General features: G+C 71.4%; 21 protein-coding genes. 12 read left to right on the plus strand and 9 right to left on the minus strand.

Features of this window, described 5'->3' with window-relative positions:
* Positions 1–110 precede the first annotated feature (110 nt).
* The 5 genes from GA0070616_RS01255 (at position 111) to GA0070616_RS01270 (ending at position 7,402) form a co-directional block, all read left to right on the plus strand.
* Complete coding sequence (locus tag GA0070616_RS01255; protein ID WP_091089616.1) at positions 111–2,405, plus strand: aminotransferase class III-fold pyridoxal phosphate-dependent enzyme; 2,295 nt, start codon at positions 111–113, stop codon at positions 2,403–2,405.
* A 5-nt stretch (positions 2,406–2,410) separates the two neighbouring features.
* Positions 2,411–3,646 (plus strand): xylulokinase, encoded by a 1,236-nt coding sequence (locus tag GA0070616_RS01260; protein ID WP_245712604.1) that lies wholly within the window; start codon positions 2,411–2,413, stop codon positions 3,644–3,646.
* Positions 3,529–3,999, plus strand: a complete 471-nt coding sequence (locus GA0070616_RS28535) for an FGGY-family carbohydrate kinase (protein WP_245712920.1) — start codon at positions 3,529–3,531, stop codon at positions 3,997–3,999. The genes GA0070616_RS01260 and GA0070616_RS28535 overlap by 118 nt, the downstream gene beginning before the upstream one ends.
* A gap of 136 nt (positions 4,000–4,135) precedes the next feature.
* Positions 4,136–5,035 carry a bile acid:sodium symporter family protein gene (locus GA0070616_RS01265; RefSeq protein ID WP_091075019.1) on the plus strand — a complete coding sequence of 300 codons (900 nt, stop codon included), beginning with the start codon at positions 4,136–4,138 and terminating at the stop codon, positions 5,033–5,035.
* A gap of 117 nt (positions 5,036–5,152) precedes the next feature.
* The gene (locus GA0070616_RS01270; RefSeq protein ID WP_091075021.1) at positions 5,153–7,402 is read left to right on the plus strand and encodes a catalase; all 2,250 of its coding nucleotides are present in this window, start codon (positions 5,153–5,155) and stop codon (positions 7,400–7,402) included.
* Positions 7,403–7,465: 63 nt separating this feature from the next.
* Here GA0070616_RS01270 and GA0070616_RS01275 read toward each other — a convergent pair whose 3' ends face one another.
* The gene (locus GA0070616_RS01275; protein WP_091075023.1) at positions 7,466–8,200 is read right to left on the minus strand and encodes a YqjF family protein; all 735 of its coding nucleotides are present in this window, start codon (positions 8,198–8,200) and stop codon (positions 7,466–7,468) included.
* A gap of 142 nt (positions 8,201–8,342) precedes the next feature.
* Here GA0070616_RS01275 and sthA point away from each other — a divergent pair, with 142 nt between their 5' ends.
* The gene (sthA, locus tag GA0070616_RS01280; protein ID WP_091075025.1) at positions 8,343–9,749 is read left to right on the plus strand and encodes a Si-specific NAD(P)(+) transhydrogenase; all 1,407 of its coding nucleotides are present in this window, start codon (positions 8,343–8,345) and stop codon (positions 9,747–9,749) included.
* Positions 9,750–9,932: 183 nt separating this feature from the next.
* Complete coding sequence (locus GA0070616_RS01285; protein ID WP_425412976.1) at positions 9,933–11,171, plus strand: multidrug effflux MFS transporter; 1,239 nt, start codon at positions 9,933–9,935, stop codon at positions 11,169–11,171.
* Between the two features lie 15 nt (positions 11,172–11,186).
* Here GA0070616_RS01285 and GA0070616_RS01290 read toward each other — a convergent pair whose 3' ends face one another.
* Genes GA0070616_RS01290 through GA0070616_RS01310 form a run of 5 tightly spaced genes read right to left on the minus strand, consistent with a single transcriptional unit; the run spans position 11,187 to position 15,735 of the window.
* Positions 11,187–11,690: an SRPBCC family protein gene (locus tag GA0070616_RS01290; protein ID WP_091075027.1), complete on the minus strand. Its 504-nt coding sequence runs from the start codon at positions 11,688–11,690 to the stop codon at positions 11,187–11,189.
* Positions 11,687–12,049, minus strand: coding sequence for a metalloregulator ArsR/SmtB family transcription factor (locus tag GA0070616_RS01295; RefSeq protein ID WP_091075029.1), 363 nt, complete (start codon positions 12,047–12,049; stop codon positions 11,687–11,689). The genes GA0070616_RS01290 and GA0070616_RS01295 overlap by 4 nt, the downstream gene beginning before the upstream one ends.
* Before the next feature lie 58 nt (positions 12,050–12,107).
* Positions 12,108–13,031, minus strand: coding sequence for a carbohydrate ABC transporter permease (locus GA0070616_RS01300; RefSeq protein WP_091075030.1), 924 nt, complete (start codon positions 13,029–13,031; stop codon positions 12,108–12,110).
* Positions 13,028–14,059 (minus strand): ABC transporter permease, encoded by a 1,032-nt coding sequence (locus GA0070616_RS01305; RefSeq protein ID WP_091075032.1) that lies wholly within the window; start codon positions 14,057–14,059, stop codon positions 13,028–13,030. The genes GA0070616_RS01300 and GA0070616_RS01305 overlap by 4 nt, the downstream gene beginning before the upstream one ends.
* Positions 14,056–15,735 (minus strand): extracellular solute-binding protein, encoded by a 1,680-nt coding sequence (locus GA0070616_RS01310; protein ID WP_091075034.1) that lies wholly within the window; start codon positions 15,733–15,735, stop codon positions 14,056–14,058. The genes GA0070616_RS01305 and GA0070616_RS01310 overlap by 4 nt, the downstream gene beginning before the upstream one ends.
* Before the next feature lie 202 nt (positions 15,736–15,937).
* Between GA0070616_RS01310 and GA0070616_RS27430 the strand changes: the two genes are divergently transcribed.
* Entirely contained in the window at positions 15,938–16,195 is a 258-nt protein-coding gene (locus GA0070616_RS27430; RefSeq protein WP_139128820.1) for a hypothetical protein, read from the plus strand.
* Between the two features lie 142 nt (positions 16,196–16,337).
* Here the strand turns inward: GA0070616_RS27430 and GA0070616_RS01315 are convergent, their stop codons facing one another.
* Positions 16,338–16,988, minus strand: a complete 651-nt coding sequence (locus tag GA0070616_RS01315) for a hypothetical protein (protein WP_139128821.1) — start codon at positions 16,986–16,988, stop codon at positions 16,338–16,340.
* Between the two features lie 136 nt (positions 16,989–17,124).
* On the opposite strand from GA0070616_RS01315, the gene GA0070616_RS01320 reads away from it, so the two are divergent.
* Complete coding sequence (locus GA0070616_RS01320) at positions 17,125–17,484, plus strand: hypothetical protein (RefSeq protein ID WP_091075038.1); 360 nt, start codon at positions 17,125–17,127, stop codon at positions 17,482–17,484.
* Positions 17,485–17,618: 134 nt separating this feature from the next.
* On the opposite strand, the gene GA0070616_RS01325 is transcribed toward GA0070616_RS01320, so the two are convergent.
* A complete protein-coding gene (locus GA0070616_RS01325) occupies positions 17,619–18,377 on the minus strand; it encodes a helix-turn-helix domain-containing protein (RefSeq protein WP_091075040.1) in 759 nt (252 codons plus the stop codon).
* Between the two features lie 169 nt (positions 18,378–18,546).
* On the opposite strand from GA0070616_RS01325, the gene GA0070616_RS27900 reads away from it, so the two are divergent.
* On the plus strand, positions 18,547–18,687 hold the full coding sequence (locus tag GA0070616_RS27900) for a hypothetical protein (protein ID WP_175439931.1): 141 nt from the start codon (positions 18,547–18,549) through the stop codon (positions 18,685–18,687).
* Positions 18,677–19,864, plus strand: coding sequence for a helix-turn-helix domain-containing protein (locus tag GA0070616_RS01335; protein ID WP_245712606.1), 1,188 nt, complete (start codon positions 18,677–18,679; stop codon positions 19,862–19,864). Before GA0070616_RS27900 ends, GA0070616_RS01335 begins: the two co-directional genes overlap by 11 nt.
* 49 nt (positions 19,865–19,913) lie before the next feature.
* Here the strand turns inward: GA0070616_RS01335 and GA0070616_RS01340 are convergent, their stop codons facing one another.
* Positions 19,914–20,675, minus strand: coding sequence for an SIR2 family NAD-dependent protein deacylase (locus tag GA0070616_RS01340; RefSeq protein ID WP_091075044.1), 762 nt, complete (start codon positions 20,673–20,675; stop codon positions 19,914–19,916).
* A 213-nt stretch (positions 20,676–20,888) separates the two neighbouring features.
* Between GA0070616_RS01340 and GA0070616_RS01345 the strand changes: the two genes are divergently transcribed.
* Complete coding sequence (locus GA0070616_RS01345) at positions 20,889–22,067, plus strand: RNA ligase RtcB family protein (RefSeq protein ID WP_091075045.1); 1,179 nt, start codon at positions 20,889–20,891, stop codon at positions 22,065–22,067.
* Positions 22,068–22,127: the final 60 nt, after the last annotated feature.

The following is a 22,127-nucleotide window of genomic DNA, read 5'->3' on the forward strand; positions in this document are numbered from 1 at the left end:
CACGCCGTGACAGAAACAGCCCGGTTTCTCGCTGCCGGCGGGACGGTGATCCGGGCGCGTCCGCCGGGTGACGATGGACGTCGCCCGTGGTCGCGACCGAGGAGGATGTCGTGCAGCACCTCATGTCCCGTCGACACGTCGTCGACATGTGCCGCACGATGCTCGCGCGGGGCTACCTCAAGGCGACCGAGGGCAACGTGTCCGTCCGGGTCCCCGGTCACCGGCTCTACGCGGTGACCCCGAGCAACTACGACTACGACCGGATGCGCGTCGAGGACGTCTGCATCGTCGACTTCGACGGCAGGCACGTGCCCGACGGCCCCGGCGAGGGGCTGGCGCCGTCCATCGAGTGCGGGATGCACGCCAACATCTACCGGGAACGCCCGGACGTCAACGCGATCGTGCACACCCACCAGCCGTACGCCTCGGCCCTGGCCTTCCTGCGCAAGCCGATCCCGGCTCTCACCGACGAGCAGGTGCGCTTCCTGGGCAGGCAGGTGGCCATCGTCGACTACGCCCCGTCGGGCACCGGTTGGCTGGCGAGGAACGTGCAGAAGAAGGTTGCCGGCGGGGACAACGCCTTCATCATCGCCAACCACGGCATCGTCGCGCTGGGCACCGACCCGGACCGGGCGGTGTTCAACATGGCGCTGCTGGAGAAGGTCTCCCTCGCCTACCTGCTGGCCCTGACCACCGAGACCGGCCGGGTCTACACGATCCCCGCCGCGATCCGCGAGGTCGCCTTCAGCAAGCTGCGCGCCGACGAGAAGCGCATCGCCGCCCAGCTCACCGAGGCGGTGGAGCCGCTGCGGGTGCCCGCCGACGAGGAACTGCCGAGCGCCGACGCGGTGTCCGCCGAGGCGGCGGGCACGGCACGCGACCAGGCCGACCAGCAAGGCCAGCCCGACCGAGCCGACGACCGGCGCGACCAGGAGTCCCCCGGCGGCGAGTCGGCGCGGCTCGGGTACGCGATCAGCGAGTATCCCGACGTGGACGACGTGATGCGGCGGTTGCGGGCGCTGACCGCGCAGCCGGTGCGCGGGCTGCGCCACGACGCCATGCTCGACGTGCTGGGCTGGTTCGACACCAAGTGCCGGGCCAGCCGGGAGATCACCGACCGCGCGAAGTTGCGCATCCCGGGCGGGGTGCAGCACAACCTGGCCTTCAACTACCCGTTCCCCCTCGCCATCGACAAGGCCGAGGGCGCACACCTGGTCGACCGCGACGGCAACACCTACATCGACTTCCTCCAGGCCGGCGGCCCGACCGTCCTGGGCAGCAACTACGCGCCGGTCAACGAGCGGGTCGCCGAGGCCGTGCGGGAGTCCGGGCCGGTGACCGGGCTGTTCCACGAGTACGAGCTGAAGCTCGCCGAGATCATCCACCGGTACCTGCCGCACGTGGAGATGTACCGCTCCCTCGGCTCCGGCACCGAGGCGGTGATGGCCGCCGTGCGCGGGGCCCGCGCCTTCACCGGCAAGAAGATGGTGATCAAGGTGGGCGGGGCGTACCACGGCTGGTCCGACACGATGGTCTACGGGCTGCGGGTGCCCGGCACCTACCGGATGAACGCCAAGGGCATCCCCTTCGGCGCCACCAGCCGCACCCGGGAGGCGTTCCCGCACGACCTGGGCCAGCTGCGGCGCAAGCTGATCGAGAACCGGGTACGCGGCGGCACCGCCGCCGTGGTCGTCGAGCCCCTCGGCCCCGAGTCGGGCACCCGACCCGCCCCACGCGACTTCAACGCGAAGGTCCGCGAGCTGTGCGACGAGTTCGGCGCGTTGCTGGTCTTCGACGAGGTGGTCACCGGCTTCCGGCTCGGCCTGGGCGGCGCGGCCGGCTACTTCGGCGTCACCCCCGACCTCACCGTGCTGGGGAAGGCGGTCTCCGGTGGCTACCCGATGGCCGGCGGGGTGGGCGGCCGGGCCGACGTCATGGCGGTGTTCGGCTCCGGTCTCGACGGCCGCAGCGGCGCGCACATCCAGGTCGGCGGCACCCTGTCGGCCAACCCGCTGTCCTGCGCGGCGGGTTACTTCGCCATCGAGGAGATGGCGCGCACCAACGCGCCGGTGATCGCCGGGCGGGCCGGCGACCGGCTGACCCGTGGCCTGCAACGGCTGATCGACCGGTTCGGCCTGCCGTACGTGGCCTACAACCAGGGGTCGATCGTGCACCTGGAGTGCAGTGGCGTCATGCTGCTGGACATGCGCAACCCGGTGAAGCTGCTGCGGGAGAACAAGGCCCGCAAGCGGCTGATGGAACAGATGGGCGCCGCGTACGCCGCGCACGGCATCATCACCCTCGCCGGCTCCCGGATGTACACGTCGATGGCCGACACCGACGAGGTGATCGACGACGCCCTGGCCCGGTTCGAGCGGGTGTTCGAGCTGGTCGAGGGGGTCTGAGTCGGGTGGGGGCCACACCGCCGCAGGTCCTCGCGATCGACCTCGGCACCTCCGGGATGAAGGCCGCCCTCGTCGCCGCCGACGGCACCGTCACCGGCTGGGCCGAGCGGGCGGTGCCGCTGCGGGTGCTGCCCGGCGGCGGGGCGGAACAGGACCCGCTCGCCTGGTGGGACGCCCTCGGTCAGGTCACCGCCGAGCTGGGTCGTGCCCATCCCGGGCACCTGCGGGCGGTGACCACCGTGTGCGCCTCGACGCAGGGCGAGGGGACCATCGCCGTCGACGCCGCCGGCGAGCCGCTGACCGCGTGCATCAGCTGGCTCGACATGCGCGGCAGGCCCCACCTGCGCCGGCAGTTCGGCGGCTTCCCGTCGTACCAGGGGATGTCGGTGCGGCGCATCGCGCGCTGGCTGCGCCTGACCGGCGGGATGCCGTCGCCGACCGGCAAGGACCCCGCCGCCCACATGCTGCTGGTCCGCGACGAGATGCCGGCGGTGTACGCGCGCACCGCGTCGTTCCTCAACGTGCTCGACTGGATCAACCTGCGGCTGACCGGGCGCACCGTCGCCACCGTCGACTCGATCCTCACCTCCTGGGTGACGGACAACCGGCGGCCCGGTGACGTCCGGTACGCCCCCGCCCTGGTCGCCGACTGCGGCATCGACGCCGACAAGTTGCCGCCGATCGTCGCGTGCACCGAGGTGGTCGGCACGCTCAGCCCGGCCGCCGCCGCTCACCTGGGGCTGCCGCAGTCGGTGCGGGTGGTGGCGGGGGCCGTCGACAACTCCGCCGCCGCGGTCGGCGCGGGCACCACCAGCGACAACGAACCCCACCTCTATCTCGGCACATCGTCGTGGATCGCCGCCCACGTGCCGCGCAAGAAGACCGACGTCGCCGCCGGCATCGCGGCGGTGCCGTGCGCGCTGCCGGACCGCTACCTGATGACGGCCCTGCAGGCCACCGCCGGGGCCAACCTGACCTGGCTGCGCGACAAGGTGGTCGAGTACGACGATCCGTTGCTCAGCGCCGGGCACGTCAGCCGGGACGAGGGTCGATCTTCGACGCCTTCGACGCGATCCTGCCGACCGTGCCGCCGGGCGCGAACGGGGTGCTCTACACCCCCTGGCTGTACGGCGAACGCGCCCCCGTCGACGACGCCAACCTGCGTGCCGCGTTCCTCAACATCTCCCTCGACACCAACCGCTCGGACCTGCTGCGGGCGGTCTTCGAGGGGGTCGCGTTGAACACCCGGTGGCTGGCCGGGGCGGTCGACCGGTTCCTCGGCGCGCCGGTCACCTCGATGGCCGTCACGGGAGGCGGCGCGTTGTCGGACTCGTGGTGCCAGATCTTCGCCGATGTGCTGGGCATCGAGATCCGCCGCGACGCCCAGCCGCTCGCCGTCAACGCCCGGGGCGCGGGCTGGATCGGCGCTGTCGGCGTGGGAATGCTCTCCTTCGCCGACATCCCCGCGCTGATGCGCACCGACCGGGTGTTCACCCCGACGCCCGCCCACCGGGCGACCTACGACGAGTTGTTCGCCGTCTACCGGGATCTGCACCGGCGGCTGGCCCCGGTCTACCGGCGACTGCACCGCTGAACAGCGGGAACCACCGCTGCGCGCCGGCTGCCGCCGGCCGTTGGCCCTGACACCGCACGCCGCGAGGTGTGGCGGGCACCCCACCGGTGTGACGATCCCATGGTCCCGGCGTGCCGTGATCAGGAGGTCCACCGCCATGAGCTCCGGTCTGTCGATCGTGTTGTTCCCCGTCGCGCTGGGCATCGTCATGCTCGGCCTCGGGCTCACCCTGACGGTGGACGACTTCCGCCGCGTCCTGGCCTACCCCCGGGCCGTCGTCGTGTCGCTGGTCTGCCAGATGCTGGTCCTGCCGGCCATCTGCCTGGGGCTGGTCCTGGTCGCCGACCTGCGGGCCGAACTGGCCGTCGGGATGATGCTGCTGGCCGCCTCCCCCGGTGGCAGCACGGCCAGCCTCTACAGCCACCTGTTCAAGGGCAACGTCGCGCTCAACCTGACCCTGACCGCCATCAACTCGGTGCTGGCCCTGTTCACCCTGCCCCTGATCGTGAACCTGTCCGTCGCCGCGTTCATCGGCTCGGACAGCTCCATCGGGCTGCCGGTCGACAAGGTGATCCAGGTGTTCGCCCTCGTGCTCGTCCCCATCGCGGTCGGCATGACCGTGCGCCGGCGGCGGCCCGCCTTCGCCGCACGCATGCAGCGACCCGTGAAGATCGTCTCCGTCGTCGTCCTCGTCGTGGTCCTCACCGGCGCCGTGCTCGGCATCCGGGGTGAAATCGCCGCCACGGTGGGTGCGGTGGGTCTGGTCGCCCTGGTGTTCAACCTCGCCAGCCTGGCCGTCGGGTACGCCGTGCCGCGCCTGCTGCGCGTCGGGCACCCCGAGGCCGTGGCCTCGTCGTTCGAGATCGGCATCCACAACGCCACCCTGGCCATCACCATCGCGCTCAGCCCGGCCCTGCTGAACAACAGCGACATCGGGATGCCCCCGGCCATCTACGGCACACTGATGTTCTTCACCGCCGCGGTGTTCGGGTTCGTCGCCGCCCGGCACCGCAGCGTCGCCACCGCCGGCGGGCGCGTGCCCACCTCGGCAAGGTGAGGAGCGGCCACCCGGGCTAGTCACCGCACATCGGGCATCCGGGGAGTTTGCCGACAAGGGCTGAGGGTACGGCCACGAGGACCCCGCTCGTAGCCGTCCACGGAGGAACTCGCCCAGATGGATTCCCGCACACCCGCCAAGGCAGTCAAGGACGTCGTGGAGAAGGTCACCGACGCCCTCACCCCCGACGTGCCCGGTGCGCCGGGCAGCGCGCCGCCCAGCGTCGAGGAGCCGACGACGCCGCACGACCCGTTGCCGCCGAAGCCGGAGCAGGGGGCCCCGCAGACCCGCACGCCCACCGGCGTGGAGACCGGCGCGCCGGCCACCGCCATGGGGCAGCAGGGCGCCTTCCTGACGACCGCGCAGGGGGCGAGGCTGCGCGACACGGACCACTCGCTGAAGGCGGGGCCGCGCGGTCCGGTGCTGTTGCAGGACCACCACCTGCGCGAGAAGATCACCCACTTCGACCACGAGCGCATCCCCGAGCGGGTGGTCCACGCCCGGGGTGCCGGCGCCCACGGCCTGTTCACCGGTTACGGCACCGCCGAGGAGGTCACCCGGGCGGGGTTCCTGGGCAAGGGCAGGGAGACGGAGGTCTTCGTCCGGTTCTCCACCGTCCTCGGCTCACGCGGATCGGCCGACACGGTGCGCGACACCCGCGGTTTCGCGACCAAGTTCTACACCGACGAGGGCACGTTCGACCTGGTCGGCAACAACATGCCGGTGTTCTTCATCCAGGACGCCATCAAGTTCCCCGACATCATCCACGCCGGCAAGCCGCACCCCGACCGGGAGATCCCGCAGGCGCAGAGCGCGCACGACACCTTCTGGGACTTCGTCTCCCTGCACACGGAGGCGCAGCACCACACGATATGGAACATGTCCGACCGGGGCATCCCGCGCTCGTACCGGACGATGGAGGGCTTCGGCGTCCACACCTTCCGGCTGGTGAACGCCGCCGGTGAGACGGCGTTGGCCAAGTTCCACTGGAAGCCGAAGCTGGGCGTGCACTCCCTGACCTGGGAGGAGGCGCAGATGCTGGCCGGCGTGGACCCGGACTTCCACCGCCGCGACCTGTACGACGCCATCGAGGCCGGCGCGTACCCGGAGTGGGAGCTGGGCATCCAGGTGTTCCCCGACACCCCCGAGGAGACCTTCGCCGGCATCGACCTGCTCGACCCGACGAAGATCGTGCCGGAGGAACTGGCCCCGGTGCAGCCCGTCGGAAAGCTGGTGCTCAACCGCACGCCGACGAACTTCTTCGCCGAGTCCGAGCAGGTCGCCTTCCACGTCGGTCACCTGCCGCCGGGCATCGACGTCACGAACGACCCACTGTTGCAGGGCCGGCTGTTCTCGTACGTGGACACCCAGCTCACCCGGCTGGGCGGGCCGAACTTCTCCCAGATCCCGGTCAACCGCCCGCACGCCCCGGTCAACGACATGCTGCGGGACGGCTTCCACCAGCACGCCGTCCACGCCGGGGTGGCGCCGTACCGGCCGAACTCGCTCGACGGCGGCAACCCCTTCCCCGCCGGCGACGCCGACGACGCGTTCGTCGACGTGCCCGTGCGGGTGACCGAGGCGCCGAAGGTGCGCGCGAACCCGGCCACCTTCGACGACCACTTCAGTCAGGCGCGGCTGTTCTGGCTGAGCATGTCGCCGGTCGAGAAGGAACACATCGTGCGCGCGTACACCTTCGAGCTCGGCAAGTGCTACCACCAGGCGATCAGGGAGCGGCAGCTACAGTGCCTGGCCAACATCGACCCGGTGCTGTGCGCCCAGGTCGCCACCGGCCTGGGGCTGCCCGCACCGCAGCCGACCGTGCCGCTCGGGGAGGCCACGCCCAGCCCCGCGCTGTCGCAGGTGGGTCGGCAGTGGCCGGCCGACGGCCGGATGGTGGGGATCGTGGTCGACCCCGACGGTGACCTCGACGACGTGCACCAGGTGCGTCACGCGGTGTTCGCCGCCGGCATGGTGCCGCTGCTGATCGCCCCGCACGGCGGGACGATCGGTGGCCTGACGGTGCAGCGGACGTTCGCCACCGGGCGGTCGGTCGAGCTGGACGCCGTCCTGCTGGCCGCGGCGCCGGCGCCCGCGCCGGATGCGCTGCCGGCCCGCGACGCCAAGGCCGGCGCGGCGGGCCCGGCGGCCGTCGACCCGCGCGTGCTGTTGCTGGTGGAGGAGTGCTGGCGGCACGCCAAGGCGATCGGCGCGTGGGGCGCCGGCGCCGACGTGCTGCGGCAGGCCGGTCTGGTCGACTCTCCCGGTGTCGTCACGGGTGGGTCGGGCACCGAGACCCTCACCGCCGTGCAGCAGTTGATGGCCGCCCACCGGGTGTGGGAGAGGTTCCCCGCGGCGATCGCCTGATCCGCGCCGTTCCGGTCGAGGGCCGTCCACCGCCGAGGCGGGGGCGGCCCTCGTCGCGCCCGGTCAGCGCAGGGCGACCGGCGGGCCGAACCGGACCGGGACGCCGGGCGCGTAGAGCACGCTGGCCGGCGCGCCGGCCGGCGGCGGCAGCCCGGCGGCGGCGACCAGTTCGTCGTCGAGGTGCAGCAGCTCGGCCCGGTGCAACGGCCAGCGGGGATGCCAGTTCGGCAGGTGCAGCGTCCGCCCGTACGCCCGGGTGTGCAGGCCCCAGCGGGCGGTGACGAAGTGTTCCAGCGGGGTCGGGTCGGCGATGGGCCCGCCGACCCGTACCGTCATCCGGCTCGCCGCCCCGACGGGGCCGGGCCAGCGACGCCGGCACCGGTAGGTGAGCCGGTCACCGTCGCGGTCCAGCCGCATCCTCGACCACAGGTACGGCAGTCGCAGGGTCGCCCGGGCGACCAGCACCGGGATCAGGCGGGACGCGTCGAGCGACCGGAACACCACCGCACGCCGGCCGGTGTCGTCGACGGAGTAGAGCCGGACGTTGGTCTCCCAGAAGCTGCCGAAGTAGGGCACCGCCGGCCCGAGGCCGAACCCCAGCCCGACCATCCGGAAGCCGATCAGGCCGACGTGACTGACCCCGTCGAGGGTGTCCGGGCGGGTACCGGGAGGCAGCAGCGGCGCGACGACCTCCGGGGCGACCGCCCAGTGCAGGAAGGTGAGATGCTCCCAGCGCTGCCGCAGGACCGCGCGGTGGAACCCCTGACCGGGTGCCGCGTCGACGGGCTCGATGTTCACCTGCCCATCCTGCACCGGGGACGCACGCCGCAGGTCAGGCCGGGTGGCCAAGGTTCCGGTGGCCGTCCCGGGCGGCGGGGCGCCGCCTGCCCGCGCCGGCCCCGGCTGGCGTCGGGCGCGAGATCTTGCGAGGCTGGCGGTCGTGTACGACTACGACGTGTTGGTGCTGGGCTCCGGGCCCAGCGGTCAGAAGGCCGCGATCGCCGCCGCCAAACTCGGCCGGCGGGTCGGCATCGTGGACCGCCGCGACATGATCGGCGGGGTGTGTATCAACACCGGCACCGTGCCGTCCAAGACGCTGCGGGAGGCCGTGCTCTACCTGACGGGCCTGAGCCAGCGGGACCTGTACGGCAGCAGCTACCGGGTCAAGGAGGAGATCACGGTCGGCGATCTGGCCGCCCGGACGCAACACGTGATCAGCCGGCAGACCGACGTGATCCGCAACCAGTTGGCCCGCAACCGGATCACCATGATCACCGGCACCGGCCGGTTCGCCGACGCGAACGCCGTGTGGGTGGACGCGGGCTCCGGCCGCGAGCAGCGGGTCACCTTCGACAAGGCCGTCATCGCCGCGGGCACCCGGCCGGCCCGCCCGGACAGCGTCGACTTCGACGACCGGACGATCGTCGACTCCGACGGGGTCATCAACCTGCAGGCCGTCCCCCGCAGCATGGTGGTGGTCGGTGCCGGGGTCATCGGCATGGAGTACGCGTCCCTGTTCGCCGCGCTCGGCACGAAGGTGACGGTGGTGGAGCGCCGTGACCGGATGCTCGACTTCTGCGACGAGGAGATCGTCGAGTCGTTGAAGTACCACCTGCGCGACCTGTCGGTGACGTTCCGGTTCGGCGAGGAGGTCGCCGCGGTCGAGAAGCACGGCGACGCCGCGCTGTGCGTGCTCCGCAGCGGTAAGAAGATCGTCGCGGACACCGTGATGTACTCGGCCGGGCGTCAGGGGCAGACCGACGGCCTCGGGCTGGAGGCGGCCGGGCTGGAGGCGGACCGGCGGGGCCGGATCGCCGTCGACGGCGACTACCGCACCGCCGTGCCCAACATCTACGCCGTCGGTGACGTGATCGGCTTCCCCGCGTTGGCGTCCACGTCGATGGAGCAGGGCCGGCTGGCGGCGCAGCACGCCTGCGGCGAGCCGGCCCGCGCGATGCCGGAGTTGCAGCCGATCGGCATCTACACGATCCCGGAGATCAGTTTCGTCGGCCGGACCGAGGACGAGCTGACCGACAGTTCGACGCCGTTCGAGGTGGGGGTGGCCCGCTACCGCGAGCTGGCCCGGGGGCAGATCGTGGGTGACTCGTACGGCATGTTGAAGCTGCTCGTCTCGCCGACGGACGGCCGGCTGCTCGGCGTGCACGTGTTCGGCACCGGCGCCACCGAGATCGTCCACATCGGGCAGGCGGTGATGGGCTGCGGCGGCACGGTCGACTACCTGGTCGACGCCGTCTTCAACTACCCGACCCTGGCGGAGGCGTACAAGGTGGCCGCCCTGGACGCCGTCAACAAGATCCGTAACGTGTCCCGGATCGACAGAGGTTGAGCCGGCCGGCCGGTGACCGGAGACCTTCGGCGGTGAGATGCGTTACCTGTGGGTGGAGCGGGAATCACCTCGCCCCTTGCGGAAGTTGGAGCCAGGTATGACTGTCGCACCGCCGTTCACCCGTTCGGGTTCGTTCCGGGCGTGCCGATGAGCGCCGCCGTCGCGTCCCGGGCGGCCGAACCGATGCCGGGTGACCTGATGACCGGCCGGCAGCGCCTGCGACTCGTGCTCGTCCTCGGTTCGCTGATCGCGGTCGGTCCGCTGACCATCGACATGTACCTGCCGGCGTTGCCCGCGATCGTCGACGGCTTCGGCACCACCTCCGCGGCCGTCCAGCTGACCCTCACCGGCACGCTGGTCGGAATGGCCGTCGGGCAGTTGCTGATCGGTCCGCTGTCCGACGCCGTGGGCCGGCGGAGGCCACTGATCGCGGGCACCGCGCTGCACGTGCTGGCGTCGGTGGGCTGCGCCGTCGCGCCCAACGTGGCGACGCTCGGCGTGCTGCGGGTGGTGCAGGGCCTCGGGGCGGCAGCCGCCGCCGTGATCGCCATGGCGGTGATCCGCGACCTGTTCAGCGGCGCGGCGTTCGCCCGGTTGCTCTCCCGGCTGCTGCTGGTGATGGGCGTGGCTCCGATTCTGGCACCGACGCTCGGCAGCGCGGTGCTGCGGTGGACGCAGTGGCGTGGCGTGTTCGTGGCGTTGGCGGTGCTCGGTGTCCTGCTGGTGCTGGTCGCCGGGTTCGGCCTGCGGGAGACGCTGCCGCCGGAGCGTCGGCGCCGTGGTGGGCTCCGCCCCACCGTCGGGCTGTACGGCCTGCTGCTGCGGGACCGCACCTTCGTCGGGCTGGTGCTGGTCGCCGGGTTGGCCATGGCCGCGCTGTTCGCCTACGTCGCCGGTTCGTCGTTCGTCCTCCAGGAGCAGTACGGCCTGGACGAGCAGGAGTTCGGGTTGGCCTTCGGTGCGGGCGCGTTCGGGCTGATCGCCGCCACCCAGGGCAACGTGCGGTTGCTGCGCCGTCATTCTCCGCAGCGGATCCTGGTCACTGCCCTGGCCGTGGGAACAGGTGCCGGCCTGGCGCTGCTCGGTTTCGCCGCGACCGGCATCGGCGGGCTGCCCGCCGTGCTGGCGTCGCTGTGGGTGGTGCTCGCGGCGGCGGGCCTGGCGATACCGAACGCCCCGGCCCTGGCCCTGGCCGGGCACGGGGAGGCGGCCGGCACGGCGTCGGCGCTGCTCGGCGCGGCGCAGTTCGGCATCGGCGCTCTCGCGGCACCGCTGGTGGGTGTGCTCGGCACCGGTGCGGCGGCGATGGCCCTGGTGGTGGCCGGTTGCATGGTGGCGGCGCAGGTCGTGCTGCACCTCGTGGTGCGGCCGGCGCGGCTCGCCGCGCCGGAGGTGCCCGTCGTCGCCGTCGCGACGCACTGACGGAACGGGCCCGGGTCACCGGGAGGGGGCCCGCAGCTGCTCGAAGTAGGGTTTCATCGCCGGGTAGTACGCGTCGAAGGACGGTGCTGCCGCACCCGCGTGGGCGGCCACCAGGCGGTCGAGGTAGTACTCCCACCCCGGGCCGACCTCGCCGATGCCGTCGACGCTGTCGAGGTGGTGGACGAACCGCAGCTCGGTGCGGTCGCCCCGTGGGGTCAGCAGCAGCTCCGTCCGCCAGGTGCCGGCATCGTCGCGCATGGTCAGCGCCAGCCGACGCGGTGGTTCGCACACGTCGACGCGCATCTCGCACCAGGGCGTGCCCTCCTCGTACGCCATCTGGACGCGAATGGTCCGGCCGGGGGCCGCGTCGCCTTCCCACGGGCCGAACCAGCGCGCCGAGCGCTCGGGTTCGGTGATGCCGGCCCAGACGTCCTCGACGGGGGCGCGGAACGTGCGGGTCAGGACGAGGTCCGTGCCGTCGCCGGCGCCGAACAGGCGTCCGCTCGGTGTGCCGATCATGCTGTCTGCTCCCTTCGCAGGGTTTCCGCGTCGCCCCGGCGGCGGTCGCGGCGGGCCCGGTGGACCTCGGTCTCCAGGGCGTCGAACCGGCGTTGCCAACCGTCGCTCCCGGTGAGCCAGGCCAGCCAACGGCTCAGGTCGGTGAGCCGGGACGGGTCGAGCTCGTACAGCCGACGGCGACCGACCAGGGTGACCCTGACCAGTCCGCTGTCGCGCAGGACGCGCAGGTGTCGGCTGACCGCGGGCCGGCTGATGTCGAACCGGTCGGCGATCTCACCGGCGGCCAGTCGCTGGCCCCGCAGCATTTCCAGGATGTGCCGCCGCGCCGGGTCGGCGATCGCGACAGTGACGTCGTCCACACCGGAAGTGTAACTCACAGGTTACGCGTCCGGCCGGTGGAGCGACCGGGTCGGGGGCTCAGCCCTTGACGGCACCGATCAGCACGCCCCGGATGAAGTGCCGCTGGATGAAGGGGTAGACGGCGACGATGGGCGCAACGGTGAGGACGACCACCGCCATCTTGATCGCCTCGGTGGGCGGCATGGTCACCCCGGTGGTCCCGCCGGAGGTGTGCGGTGCCTGCCCGGCCAGCAGGTAGCTCTGCAACACCCGCTGGATCGGGTACATGTCGTTGCGGTCGATGAACAGCAGCGCGTCGAACCACACGTTCCAGTAGCTGACCGCGTAGAACAGCCCCACGACGGCGACCACCGCCCGGGACAGCGGCAGGACGATGCGGGCCAGGGTGCGGAAGTCGCTGGCGCCGTCGATGCGGGCGCTGTCGAGCAGTTCCTGCGGGACGCCCTGGAAGAAGCCGCGCACGACGACCAGGTTGAACACGCTGATCGCGGGCGGCAGGACCAGCGCCCAGATGGTGTCCTTGAGCCCGAGCCCGGTCACTACGAGATACTTGGGCACCAGCGGTGGATAGATCAGGAAGGGCAGCAGGAAGTACGCGAGCAGCCACCGGTAGCCGAGCGAGCGGGGTTGGGACAGGCCGTACGCGGCCAGCACGGTCACGGTCAGTGCCACGGCGGTGCCGATGACGGTGACCAGCGTGCTGATCCACAGCGCCCGGGTGACGGCGCCGCCGGCGAAGATCGTCTCGTACGCTGACGTGTCGATGCCCCTGGGGATGACCACCAGGCCGCCGGCCCGGGCGATCGTCTCGCGGGACGACAGGCTGGTCACCAGGATCACCCAGAGCGGGAACAGCACCCCGAGCACCAGCAGGGTGAGCAGGGTCGCCTTGAGGGCCTGGCCGACCGGGGTCGGCTGCTCCTCCCAGACGGGGCGGCGCTGGTGCCCCCGGCGCGGCTTGCGGACGACGGTGTCGGTCATGATCGCGAGTAGATCCCTCGTTCGCCGAGCTTGTGTGCGATCTTGTTGGCGGCCAGGATCAGGCAGAGCCCGATCGCGGCCTTGAACAGGCCGGCGGCGGCGCCGTAGCCGTAGTTCCCGGTGGCGATGGAGAAGTGGTAGACGAAGGTGTCGAGCACCTCCGAGGCCTGCCTGCCCACGGCGTCGCGTTGCAGGAGGAACTGCTCGAAGCCGACGGAGAGGGCGTCACCCAGCCGGAGGATGAGCAGGAGCACGATCACGGGGCGCAGGCCGGGCAGGGTGATGTGCCACAGCCGCCGCCACCGTCCGGCGCCGTCGGCCGCCGCCGCCTCGTAGAGGCTCTGGTCGATCGTGGACAGCGCGGCGAGGAAGACGATGGTGCCCCAGCCGACGTCCTTCCACACCGCCTCGACGGTCACCAGGATGATGAAGGTGTCGGGGTTGGTCATGATGTTCCACGGTTCCAGCCCCGCCTCGCGCATGGTCTGCGCCAGCAGGCCCGCCCCGCCGAGCATGGCGACGAAGAAGCTGACCACCAGCACCCAGCTGAAGAAGTGCGGCAGGTAGACCACGGTCTGGACGAAGCCGCGCAGCCGGCTGGAGAGCAGGTTGTGCAGCATGATCGCCAGGAAGATCGGCAGCGGGAAGAAGAACACGAGCTGGAACGCGGTGATCGCGAGGGTGTTGCGGAACGCGTCCCAGAACGCCGGGTCCTCGAACAGGAGCTGGAACTGACCGAAGCCGATCCATTCGCTGTGGACGAACGCCTCCAGCGGATTGTTCCCGAGGTACGGGTTGTAGTCCTGGAAGGCGATGACGTTGCCGAGGATCGGCACGTAGCTGAAGACCAGCAGGATGAGGAAGCCCGGGGCCACCATGGCCAGCAGCTGCCAGTCGCGCCGCAGCCGGGTCCGCAGTGGCAGTCGCCGGCGACGCGCGGCGGGACGGGCGGTCGCCTCGGGCGGGGACGACCCGCCGGGTCGGGCCCGTTCGGGCCCGACCTCGGCGGTTGCCTTGCGTGTGGTCATCGTCCAGCCTTGGGCAGGGAATCGGCGAGCAGCTTCCTCGCCTCCTCTCCCCCGTTGGCCTTCCACTCCTGCACGATGCCGTCGACGTCGGACAGCGGCCGGCGACCCCGCAGGACGTCGGTGAACTTGTCCTCCGTCGGCACCTGGTTGGCCTTGTACGCGGCCGGCATCTCCAGCTTCACCCCGTCCCAGGGGTCCTTCTCCAGGTACTTGACCATGGCGTTGGAGTACGTCAGCACGTCCTGGACGTAGTTCGGGGTGTCCGGGAAGGGGCCGACCGTGGGGTTGCGGCCGCTGATGAAGAAGTACTGGTTGGCGATCTCCTTGAACGCCAGTTCGGTCTTGACCGGGCCGTTGGGCGTCATGGTGTGGTGCTGGCCCGCGACGCCGAAGTCGCGCAGCTGCGCCTCCTGGCTGCCCAGGGGCGCGGAGCACCAGTTGATGACGCGCAGCAGCTCCTCGACCCGCTCCTTACCGACGCCCTTCTTGACGAAGGTGTAGGAGATCGGCTCGTCGTCACCCCAGACGAGGGGGTCGCCGCCGGTGGCGGAGAAGACCGGCAACGGCTGGATGTTCAACTTGGGGTTGATCTTCTGGTGCTCGGCCTGGGCGCCCTGCCAGAAGCCGATGCCGTCCTGCTTGAAGACGATGGCGCCGCTCTTGGCGAACAGCTGGGTGGCGTCCGCTCCCTTGCTGGCGACGAGGTCCGGGTGGACCAGACCATCCTTGTAGATCTTGGTCATGACCTCCAGCGCCTGCCGGTACTCCGGGGTCTCGTACTTGAACTCCGGCGTCCCGTCGGACTTCAAGCGCCAGCCGCCCTTGGAACCGGGCACCTTGTGGTACATCTGGATCATCGCGAAGACGTCGCTGAACGCCCACACGTTCCGGGCCGGGTCGGTGATCTCCCTGGCCATCGTCAGCAGCTCGTCGAGCGAGGTCGGAGCGGCCAGGCCGCGCGCGTCGAGCAGATCCTTGCGGGTGAACATGGCCCAGGGGAAAGGGCCGTCGGTGGGGTTGGGCACGGCGGCGAGGCGACCGTTCCAGATCGCGTTGCGCCAGGAGCCGGTCGGGAACGTCGCCAGCATCGGGTAGGAGCTGATCGCGTCGCCCTTGAGGTGATCGGTGAGATCTTCGAACAGCACCCCGATCGCCTCGGCGAAGCGCGGAATCTTCTCCACCTCCCAGCCGGGCACGCAGAGCAGGTCGGGCACGTCCCGGGCGCCGAACATCGCGTTCAGCTTGTCGGCGTAGGTGTTGCCGTCCTGGATGGTGAAGTTGACCGGCGTACCCAGCTCCGCGTTCACGGCCTGGAGGTAGGCGCTCTGGCCGACTCCCGGCGGCGCCGGCCCCCAGGCGGGGGTCATCGCGGTGATCTCCTTGCCGCTGGTGCCGGGCTTGTCGGTGATCGCATCGACGAGGCTGGCGGGGTAGCTGGTGTAGCCGTCGGGCACCGGGCGGACGCCGATGACGTCGGGCCGGATGCTCTGGGCCAGGTCCCGGTGCGTCGGCAGCAGGTCGGCGAAGGCGTCCAGGTTCTGCGCGGCGCCGCTGCTGGAAGGCTTCTCGGAGCAGCCGGCGAGCAACGGGCCGCCGGCGGCCGCGGCCGCCCCGAGGCCCAGGAGGCTGAGGAAGGTACGGCGCGAGGACCTCGCGTCGGAGTGGTGGAAGGTCATCGGTCTCCCCTGCGAGAAGGGCGGTGTCGAGAGGACGTGCACGGTGGGGTACGAGAGTTCGTCTGGAACGTAAACAAACTAAGGTACGGCCGAAACTCCCACAAGGCCCGGCCCGCGACGTCAGGGGGCGCCCCACACCGTCGCCGTCACCCACGGCGCCTTCGGGATGCTGCCGTCCCGCTCCGGTGGCAGGATCGCCGGCATGACACCGGCCAGGAAACCGTGGTGGCAGCTCACACACACGCCGAGGCAGGGATACATCCTGGGAGGCTTCTGGCTGTCCATGGCCATCTTCCAGGCATTGATCGTCATCGGGAAGCCGATGGACTGGCGGGTGGCGCTGGCCGCCGGGTTCGGACTGCTCGGTGTGGGCTATCTGGTGTCGGCCGTGCGACTGCGGCGGGCACCGACGTGCGCCGACGACGTGCCGGTGGGCGCGCGGTGGCGACGTCGACGCTGACATCCCAGGCGGTCAAGCTGAATGCTTGACCGGAGATCTCGCCGTCCATCGACCACCGACACGCCGCACCTGACTTCGGGAACTGACTAGATGTGCCGCCCGGCAGCGTTGTTGTCGCGGGGCGGCGCGACCACGGAAGTCGTCACGCCGGCACGCCCGACACGACCTCCGCGACATTGCCCTGGTAGCAGGTGGTGGTGGAGATGCTGGGGGCGGTCCTCGCCGGACCGTGGACGACGTAGCGCTGGCCGGTCTGCATGTTGTGGCACTGGATCCGAACCCGGTAGGTGCCGGTGTCGCACTGGGCGGTGCCGCGGCCGTAGTAGTGGCTGCTGCCCTGGTGGACCCACTCCGCCCAGGAGACGCAACCGGTGACGCCGACCGTGGGCAGCGGGTCCTCGACGGGGAAGACGCCCTCGGCGACGTTACCGGTGTAGCAGGTCCTGGTGGCCGTGCTCGGCGCGTTCACCGCGTAGCTGCCGTAGACGACGTACCCTACGCCCGTCTGCAGGTTGCGGCACTGGAGCTTGACCTTGTAGCGGCCGGTGGCGCACTGCACGTTACCCCGACCGTAGTAGTAGTGGTTGCCCTCCTGCACCCACTGCACCGACGTCGTGCAGCCCGTGGGGGCGGCCTGGACGCCGAGGTCGGACTGCGCCACCACCGGGGCCGGCGGCGGGGCTGCCTGTGCGGGTGCGGCCACGGCGGCAAGACCGAGAACAGCCGCTGCGACCATCGAGAGCGAATGCCTGATCAAGTCTGTCTCCTTGCGGTTGTAGGGGTTCTCACTCAACGGCAGGGACCATACTAGGAAGCATTTTGATCTACGTCTATGGCCTTGTCGCGGCTCGGGGCTTCGCGGGCCTGTGCGCTGGTCACGCTAGCGATCGCATGTGTCCGATGAGCGTGGTGCCGCTACGGTGACGCCCGTGACGACCGACGACGCGGCCCTGGTGGCCGTGGACATCCTGCTCGCCAGCGCCGCCGTCGCCCTGATCGGGTTGGCCGCCTGGCTGGTCATCAAGAGCAGGCACGCGCCAACCGGCCGGCTGTTCGGGCGGACCGTGCATCACCCCCGGCTGTGGGCCGCAGGGGCAGCATGCATGGGCTTCTACGTTCTCCTGTGGCTGGGAAACCTCACGGAGGTCACGCCCAGCGCCTGGCACACTGCGAGCCGGTGGATCGGCGCCGCGCTGTTCCTGGCCGCGTTGGCCCTCATGGCCTCCCGCTCGGTCCTTGAGCATCGCGCCAGGCGTCGGCATGGCCGTGAGCAGCACACAAGGCCGTGACGAGCGCCGGCGCGACCGACCGCCATCGACGTGAGGGCGATCAGCTGCCGCGCTGCGATCCTCTACACCAGACAGGTCAAGGCCACTCCGTGGAGGGGCCTTGACCTGTCGTCACGTCTCGCGCGGGCCAGCCGCTACACCGGGTACGTGTTGTACCGGTCGAGCGTCGACTTGGACGTCGAGGTATCCCGGAAAACCAGTTCCCACGGGCCGGTGTTGACATCCATGTCCTTGCCGAACCCGACCCACTTTCCGGCCATCCGTCGACCCGTGGGCTCGGCCATGAGTTGGATCGCGCCGTGATACCGGGCACCTCGGTAGTAGCCGGCCGAGTCGGTCTGCTCCACCCACGTGCCAGTGACAACGGCACCATCGACGGTGAGATCCAAAGACAGGGACGAGGTCGCCGAGCCGGGCAGGCTACGCGCCGTGAGCCGGTCGCCGTGCTGAAGCACCACCATGAAGTGCTGTCCGGCGAAGGACTCCCCCCGACCGCTGGAGTAGTACTGGTAGCGGCTGAGCCACACGCCCTCGTACGACCGGTGAACCGTCGCCGGCCTGGACGTTGGCGTCGGCGTCACCAGACTGGACATGGGAGAGGTCAGGTCGTGACCCCCGTGCTGGTCATCGGCGACATGGTCGTCAGGCACCGTGGCGAAGCCAAGTAACGAGATGGGTAGGCCGGTGACGACCTCCAGCGCGCGGGCGTAGACGGGTCGCGGCGCGGCGATCGCTCCGGACTCCCACCGCTGGACGAGTCTCTTGTTGGCGTCGTTGGGCTCGCCGACGCGATGGCCGGCAGCCTGGAGCGCGCGAGCGAAGTCGTCCTGGCTCATGCGCATCCCGGCACGGACGGCGCGCAGTGCGGTGTTCGGGACCGTCATGACCGCCACCGTAGCGGAATGTCGCCAGAATGTCGTCAGGCGTGTGGCGGTATTGCCCTACTTCATGTCGTCGCGGGCGGTGACACCTGGGCGTCATTGTGGTTGGCACGCGACGGCGGGCCCGCCGCCGCTTCTCATGACGGAGGTAGGTATGCAGTGTCATGGCGACGAATCGGCGGTGAGCCGAGGCGAGCAGGTGGAAGACGCGGAACGGGAGGCCGCCAAGCAGCGGATTCTGGCGCAGGCGGAGGCGGAGCGGATCCCGGTCGAGGAGACGACCCGGGCGGTGCCGGATCGGCGGTGGCGTGGTGAGCGGTGATCCGGTGCCGATCGGGCGGCGGGTGGCGTATCTGCGGGTGCGACGGAGGTTGTCGCAGCAGGCGTTCGCGGATCGTCTCGGCAAGTCGAAGAGTTGGGTGGACAAGATCGAGCGTGGCGTTCGGCGGTTGGAGCGGGTGTCGACCATCCGGGACATCGCCGCCGTGCTGGGGGTCGATGCGGCGACGCTGCTCGGGCGTGAGGCTCAGCCCGCCGAGGTTGCCGAGCGGAGTCGGGGTGTGGCGCGGATCCGGGCGGCGTTGTCGGCGTACGAGATGACACGCGGCCGTCCGGTCGTGTCGCGGCCGGCGGTGGCGGTGGATCGGTTGGTACGGGAGGTCGGGCATGCGTGGACGACCTACCAGCATGCCCGGTATCCGCAGCTGGTCGAGGCGCTGCCGAGGCTGCTCGGCGAGGTTCAACACGCCTACGTCCGGGATCCGCAGGCCGGTCGGGTGGCGGTGGTGGAGGCGTACCGGGTGACGGCGGCGCTGCTGGTGAAGCTCGACGAGGCGAGCCTCGCGTGGCTGGCCGCCGACCGGGCCATGTCCGCCGCGACCGGTGACCGGGTGTTGGTGGCTGCCGCAGCGGTGCAGCTCGGGCAGGTGTTGCGCACGGCGGGCGCGAGGTCGGTGATGCTGGCCGCCGCCTACCGGATCGCCCCGCCCGACCTCGGTGCCGGTGACCCGCATGAGTTGTCGCTGTGCGGATCGCTGCTGGTGCAGGCCGCGTTGATGGCGGCGAGGGCCGGAGACGACCGGGCGACGAGCGAGCTGCTGGACGACGCGGCCGACATGGCCGCTCTGGTGGGCGACGGACACGACCACCACCGCACCGGGTTCGGACCGACGGCCGTCGAGCTGGCCCGGACCGCCGCCGCCGTCGCCTCGGGGAATGGACGCGAGGCGGTCGCCTGGCACGAGAAGGCGACCAGCCGGGACGGGTGGCGGTGGCTGCCGGTCGAACACCGCGCCGCCCACCTCATCGACACCGCCCGCGCCCACCTCCAGACCGACGACCCCACCAACGCCGCCCGACTCCTGCTCCAGGCCGACAGCATCGCCCCGGCCGAAGTACGCCACCGGCCGACCGCCCGGAAGGTCGTCGCCCAGGCCGCCCGCGCTCCGGACGCACCCGGCACGATCACCCAACTCGCCCTCACCCTCGGCGTCATCTGACGCTCCCACCCGACGACGTGCCGCGACGAAGGTCGGCGTCGTAGGACGGTCACGGCCAGGCTGCCTCCACCAGGGCCGGGAGCACCTGGGCGGCCGTGCCGCGCAGGTTGACGTCGGCTACCTCGTCCAGCGCCGTCTCGCCGGGGTCGACCTGGACGACCGTGGCGCCGAAGCGGGCAGCCACCTGGGGAATCTCGGCGGCGGGGTAGACCAGCCCCGAGGTGCCCACGGTCACCAGCAGGTCGCAGCTGGCGGCGGCCTCGACGGCGGCGGCCAGGGCCGACTGCGGCAACGCCTCCCCGAACCACACCACCCCCGGCCGGACGGGAGCCGCGCACCCGGCGCACCGGGGCGGGGGCAGCCGCCGACCGCCGACGGGCTCCGCTCCCCCGTCGGGCACCGACGCCGGGCGGTCGCAGGCCGAGCAGCGCGGCGCGAACAGGCTGCCGTGCAGGTGCACCGGGGCGGCCGAGCCGGCGCGCTCGTGCAGGTCGTCGACGTTCTGGGTGACCAGCACGGCGTGCGGGACGCGGGCCTCGATCTCGGCCACTGCCAGGTGCCCCGCATTCGGCGTGGTCCGGCGCACGAGGTCGCGTCGCCACTCGTACCAGCCCCACACGAGAGCCGGATCGGCGTGGAACGCCTCCGGCGTGGCGAGCTGCTGCGCGTCGTACCGCTGCCAGAGCCCGGTGAGGGCGTCGCGGAACGTCGGAACGCCGCTCTCGGCCGACATGCCCGCGCCCGTGAAGACGACGATCCGCTCGGCCCGGCCGAGCATCGACGCGGCCTTCCGCAGCTCCGATTCCCCCACCCGTCCACCCCCTCCGGCGCGGGTCCACCCCGCGACGCGACTGTCCCACAGCCGGTCCGGCTCGCGGAAAGTCGGTTGCCCGGCGGGGCGGGCTACGGGATCGTCGCCGCCATGACGTACTGACGGACAGCACCCGATGCTCCCTCTGGCCACGCGGCTGTGATTCGCGGTGGCCTCCGTCCACGTTGTCTGATCAGCCAGAAGAAGGCTCGTTTGTCTGCGCGATCCTCCCGGCGGGAACCGCTGCCGCGGTCCGCCCCCGCCACCGTCTCCGTGTTCGCCTCCCCCGGCAGTTGGATCGAATCCGACGCTCTCGAACAGTGCCGGCAGGTGGCCGACCTCGACGGCATGCAGCACGTCGCGGCGATGCCGGACCTGCATCCCGGTAAGGGCGCCCCGATCGGCGCCGCCATGGCCTCGACCGTGCTGTACCCGTTCCTGGTGGGCTCCGACATCGGCTGCGGCATCGCCGTGTTCCCCATCGCACTCAGGCGTGTCGTGCCCGAGCGGCTCGCCGCCCGGTTCCCCGATCTGGACCGCCCACTGGATCCCGTCCGGGACGCCGACGACCCGGCCTGGGACGTCGTGGCCGGGGACATCCCCGGCGGTCACGTCGAGGGCCTCGGCACGGTCGGCCGGGGCAACCACTTCGTCGAACTGGCCCGGATCGGCGCCGTCCTCGACGCCGGACACGCGGGCCGTCTCGGGCTCGACGCCGGTGACCTCGTCCTCGTCGTGCACAGCGGCTCCCGGGGTCTGGGCGAGCGGATCCTGCGCGAGCACACCGAGGTGCACGGCGCGGGCCCCGCCGCAGATGCCGCCGCCTACCTGGCGGCGCACGACGACGCCGTCCGCTGGGGTTCGCTCAACCGGCGGCTGCTGGCCGCCCGGGTCGCCCACGCCCTGGGGGCCGCTGCGACCGAACCGATCGTCGACCAGTGTCACAACCTGGTCGAGATCCGCGACGGGATGTTCCTGCACCGCAAGGGAGCCGCGCCGGGCGACGGCCGCGACGTGCTGGTCGCCGGCACCCGGGGCACGCCGTCCTATCTGGTGGCCGGTCACGCCGGGCCGGAGGCCAACCACTCGGTGGCGCACGGCGCGGGCCGCAAGATGTCCCGCTCCGACGCGCTGCGCCGGGGGCGGGCCAAACACACCGTCGAGGAGCTGCGTCGTACGCCGCTGGGGTCGCTGGTGGTGTGCGGCGACCGTCAGCTGCTGTTCGAGGAGGCCCCGACGGCGTACAAGCGCATCGAGCAGGTGGTCGGCGACCTCGTCGCCCACGACCTGGCCACGCCCGTGGCCACCACGGTTCCTCTCGTGACCTACAAGACGGCCGACAAGGGGCCCGCCGCGCGCCGCGACGACCGCCGCCGTCGGGGGCGGCGGTGAACGTACGCCGCACCGGGAGCGCTCGGGGGTCGCCCGGTGAGGCGCGACCGCTGCCGGGGG

Source organism: Micromonospora nigra (assembly GCF_900091585.1).
Lineage (GTDB): Bacteria > Actinomycetota > Actinomycetes > Mycobacteriales > Micromonosporaceae > Micromonospora > Micromonospora nigra.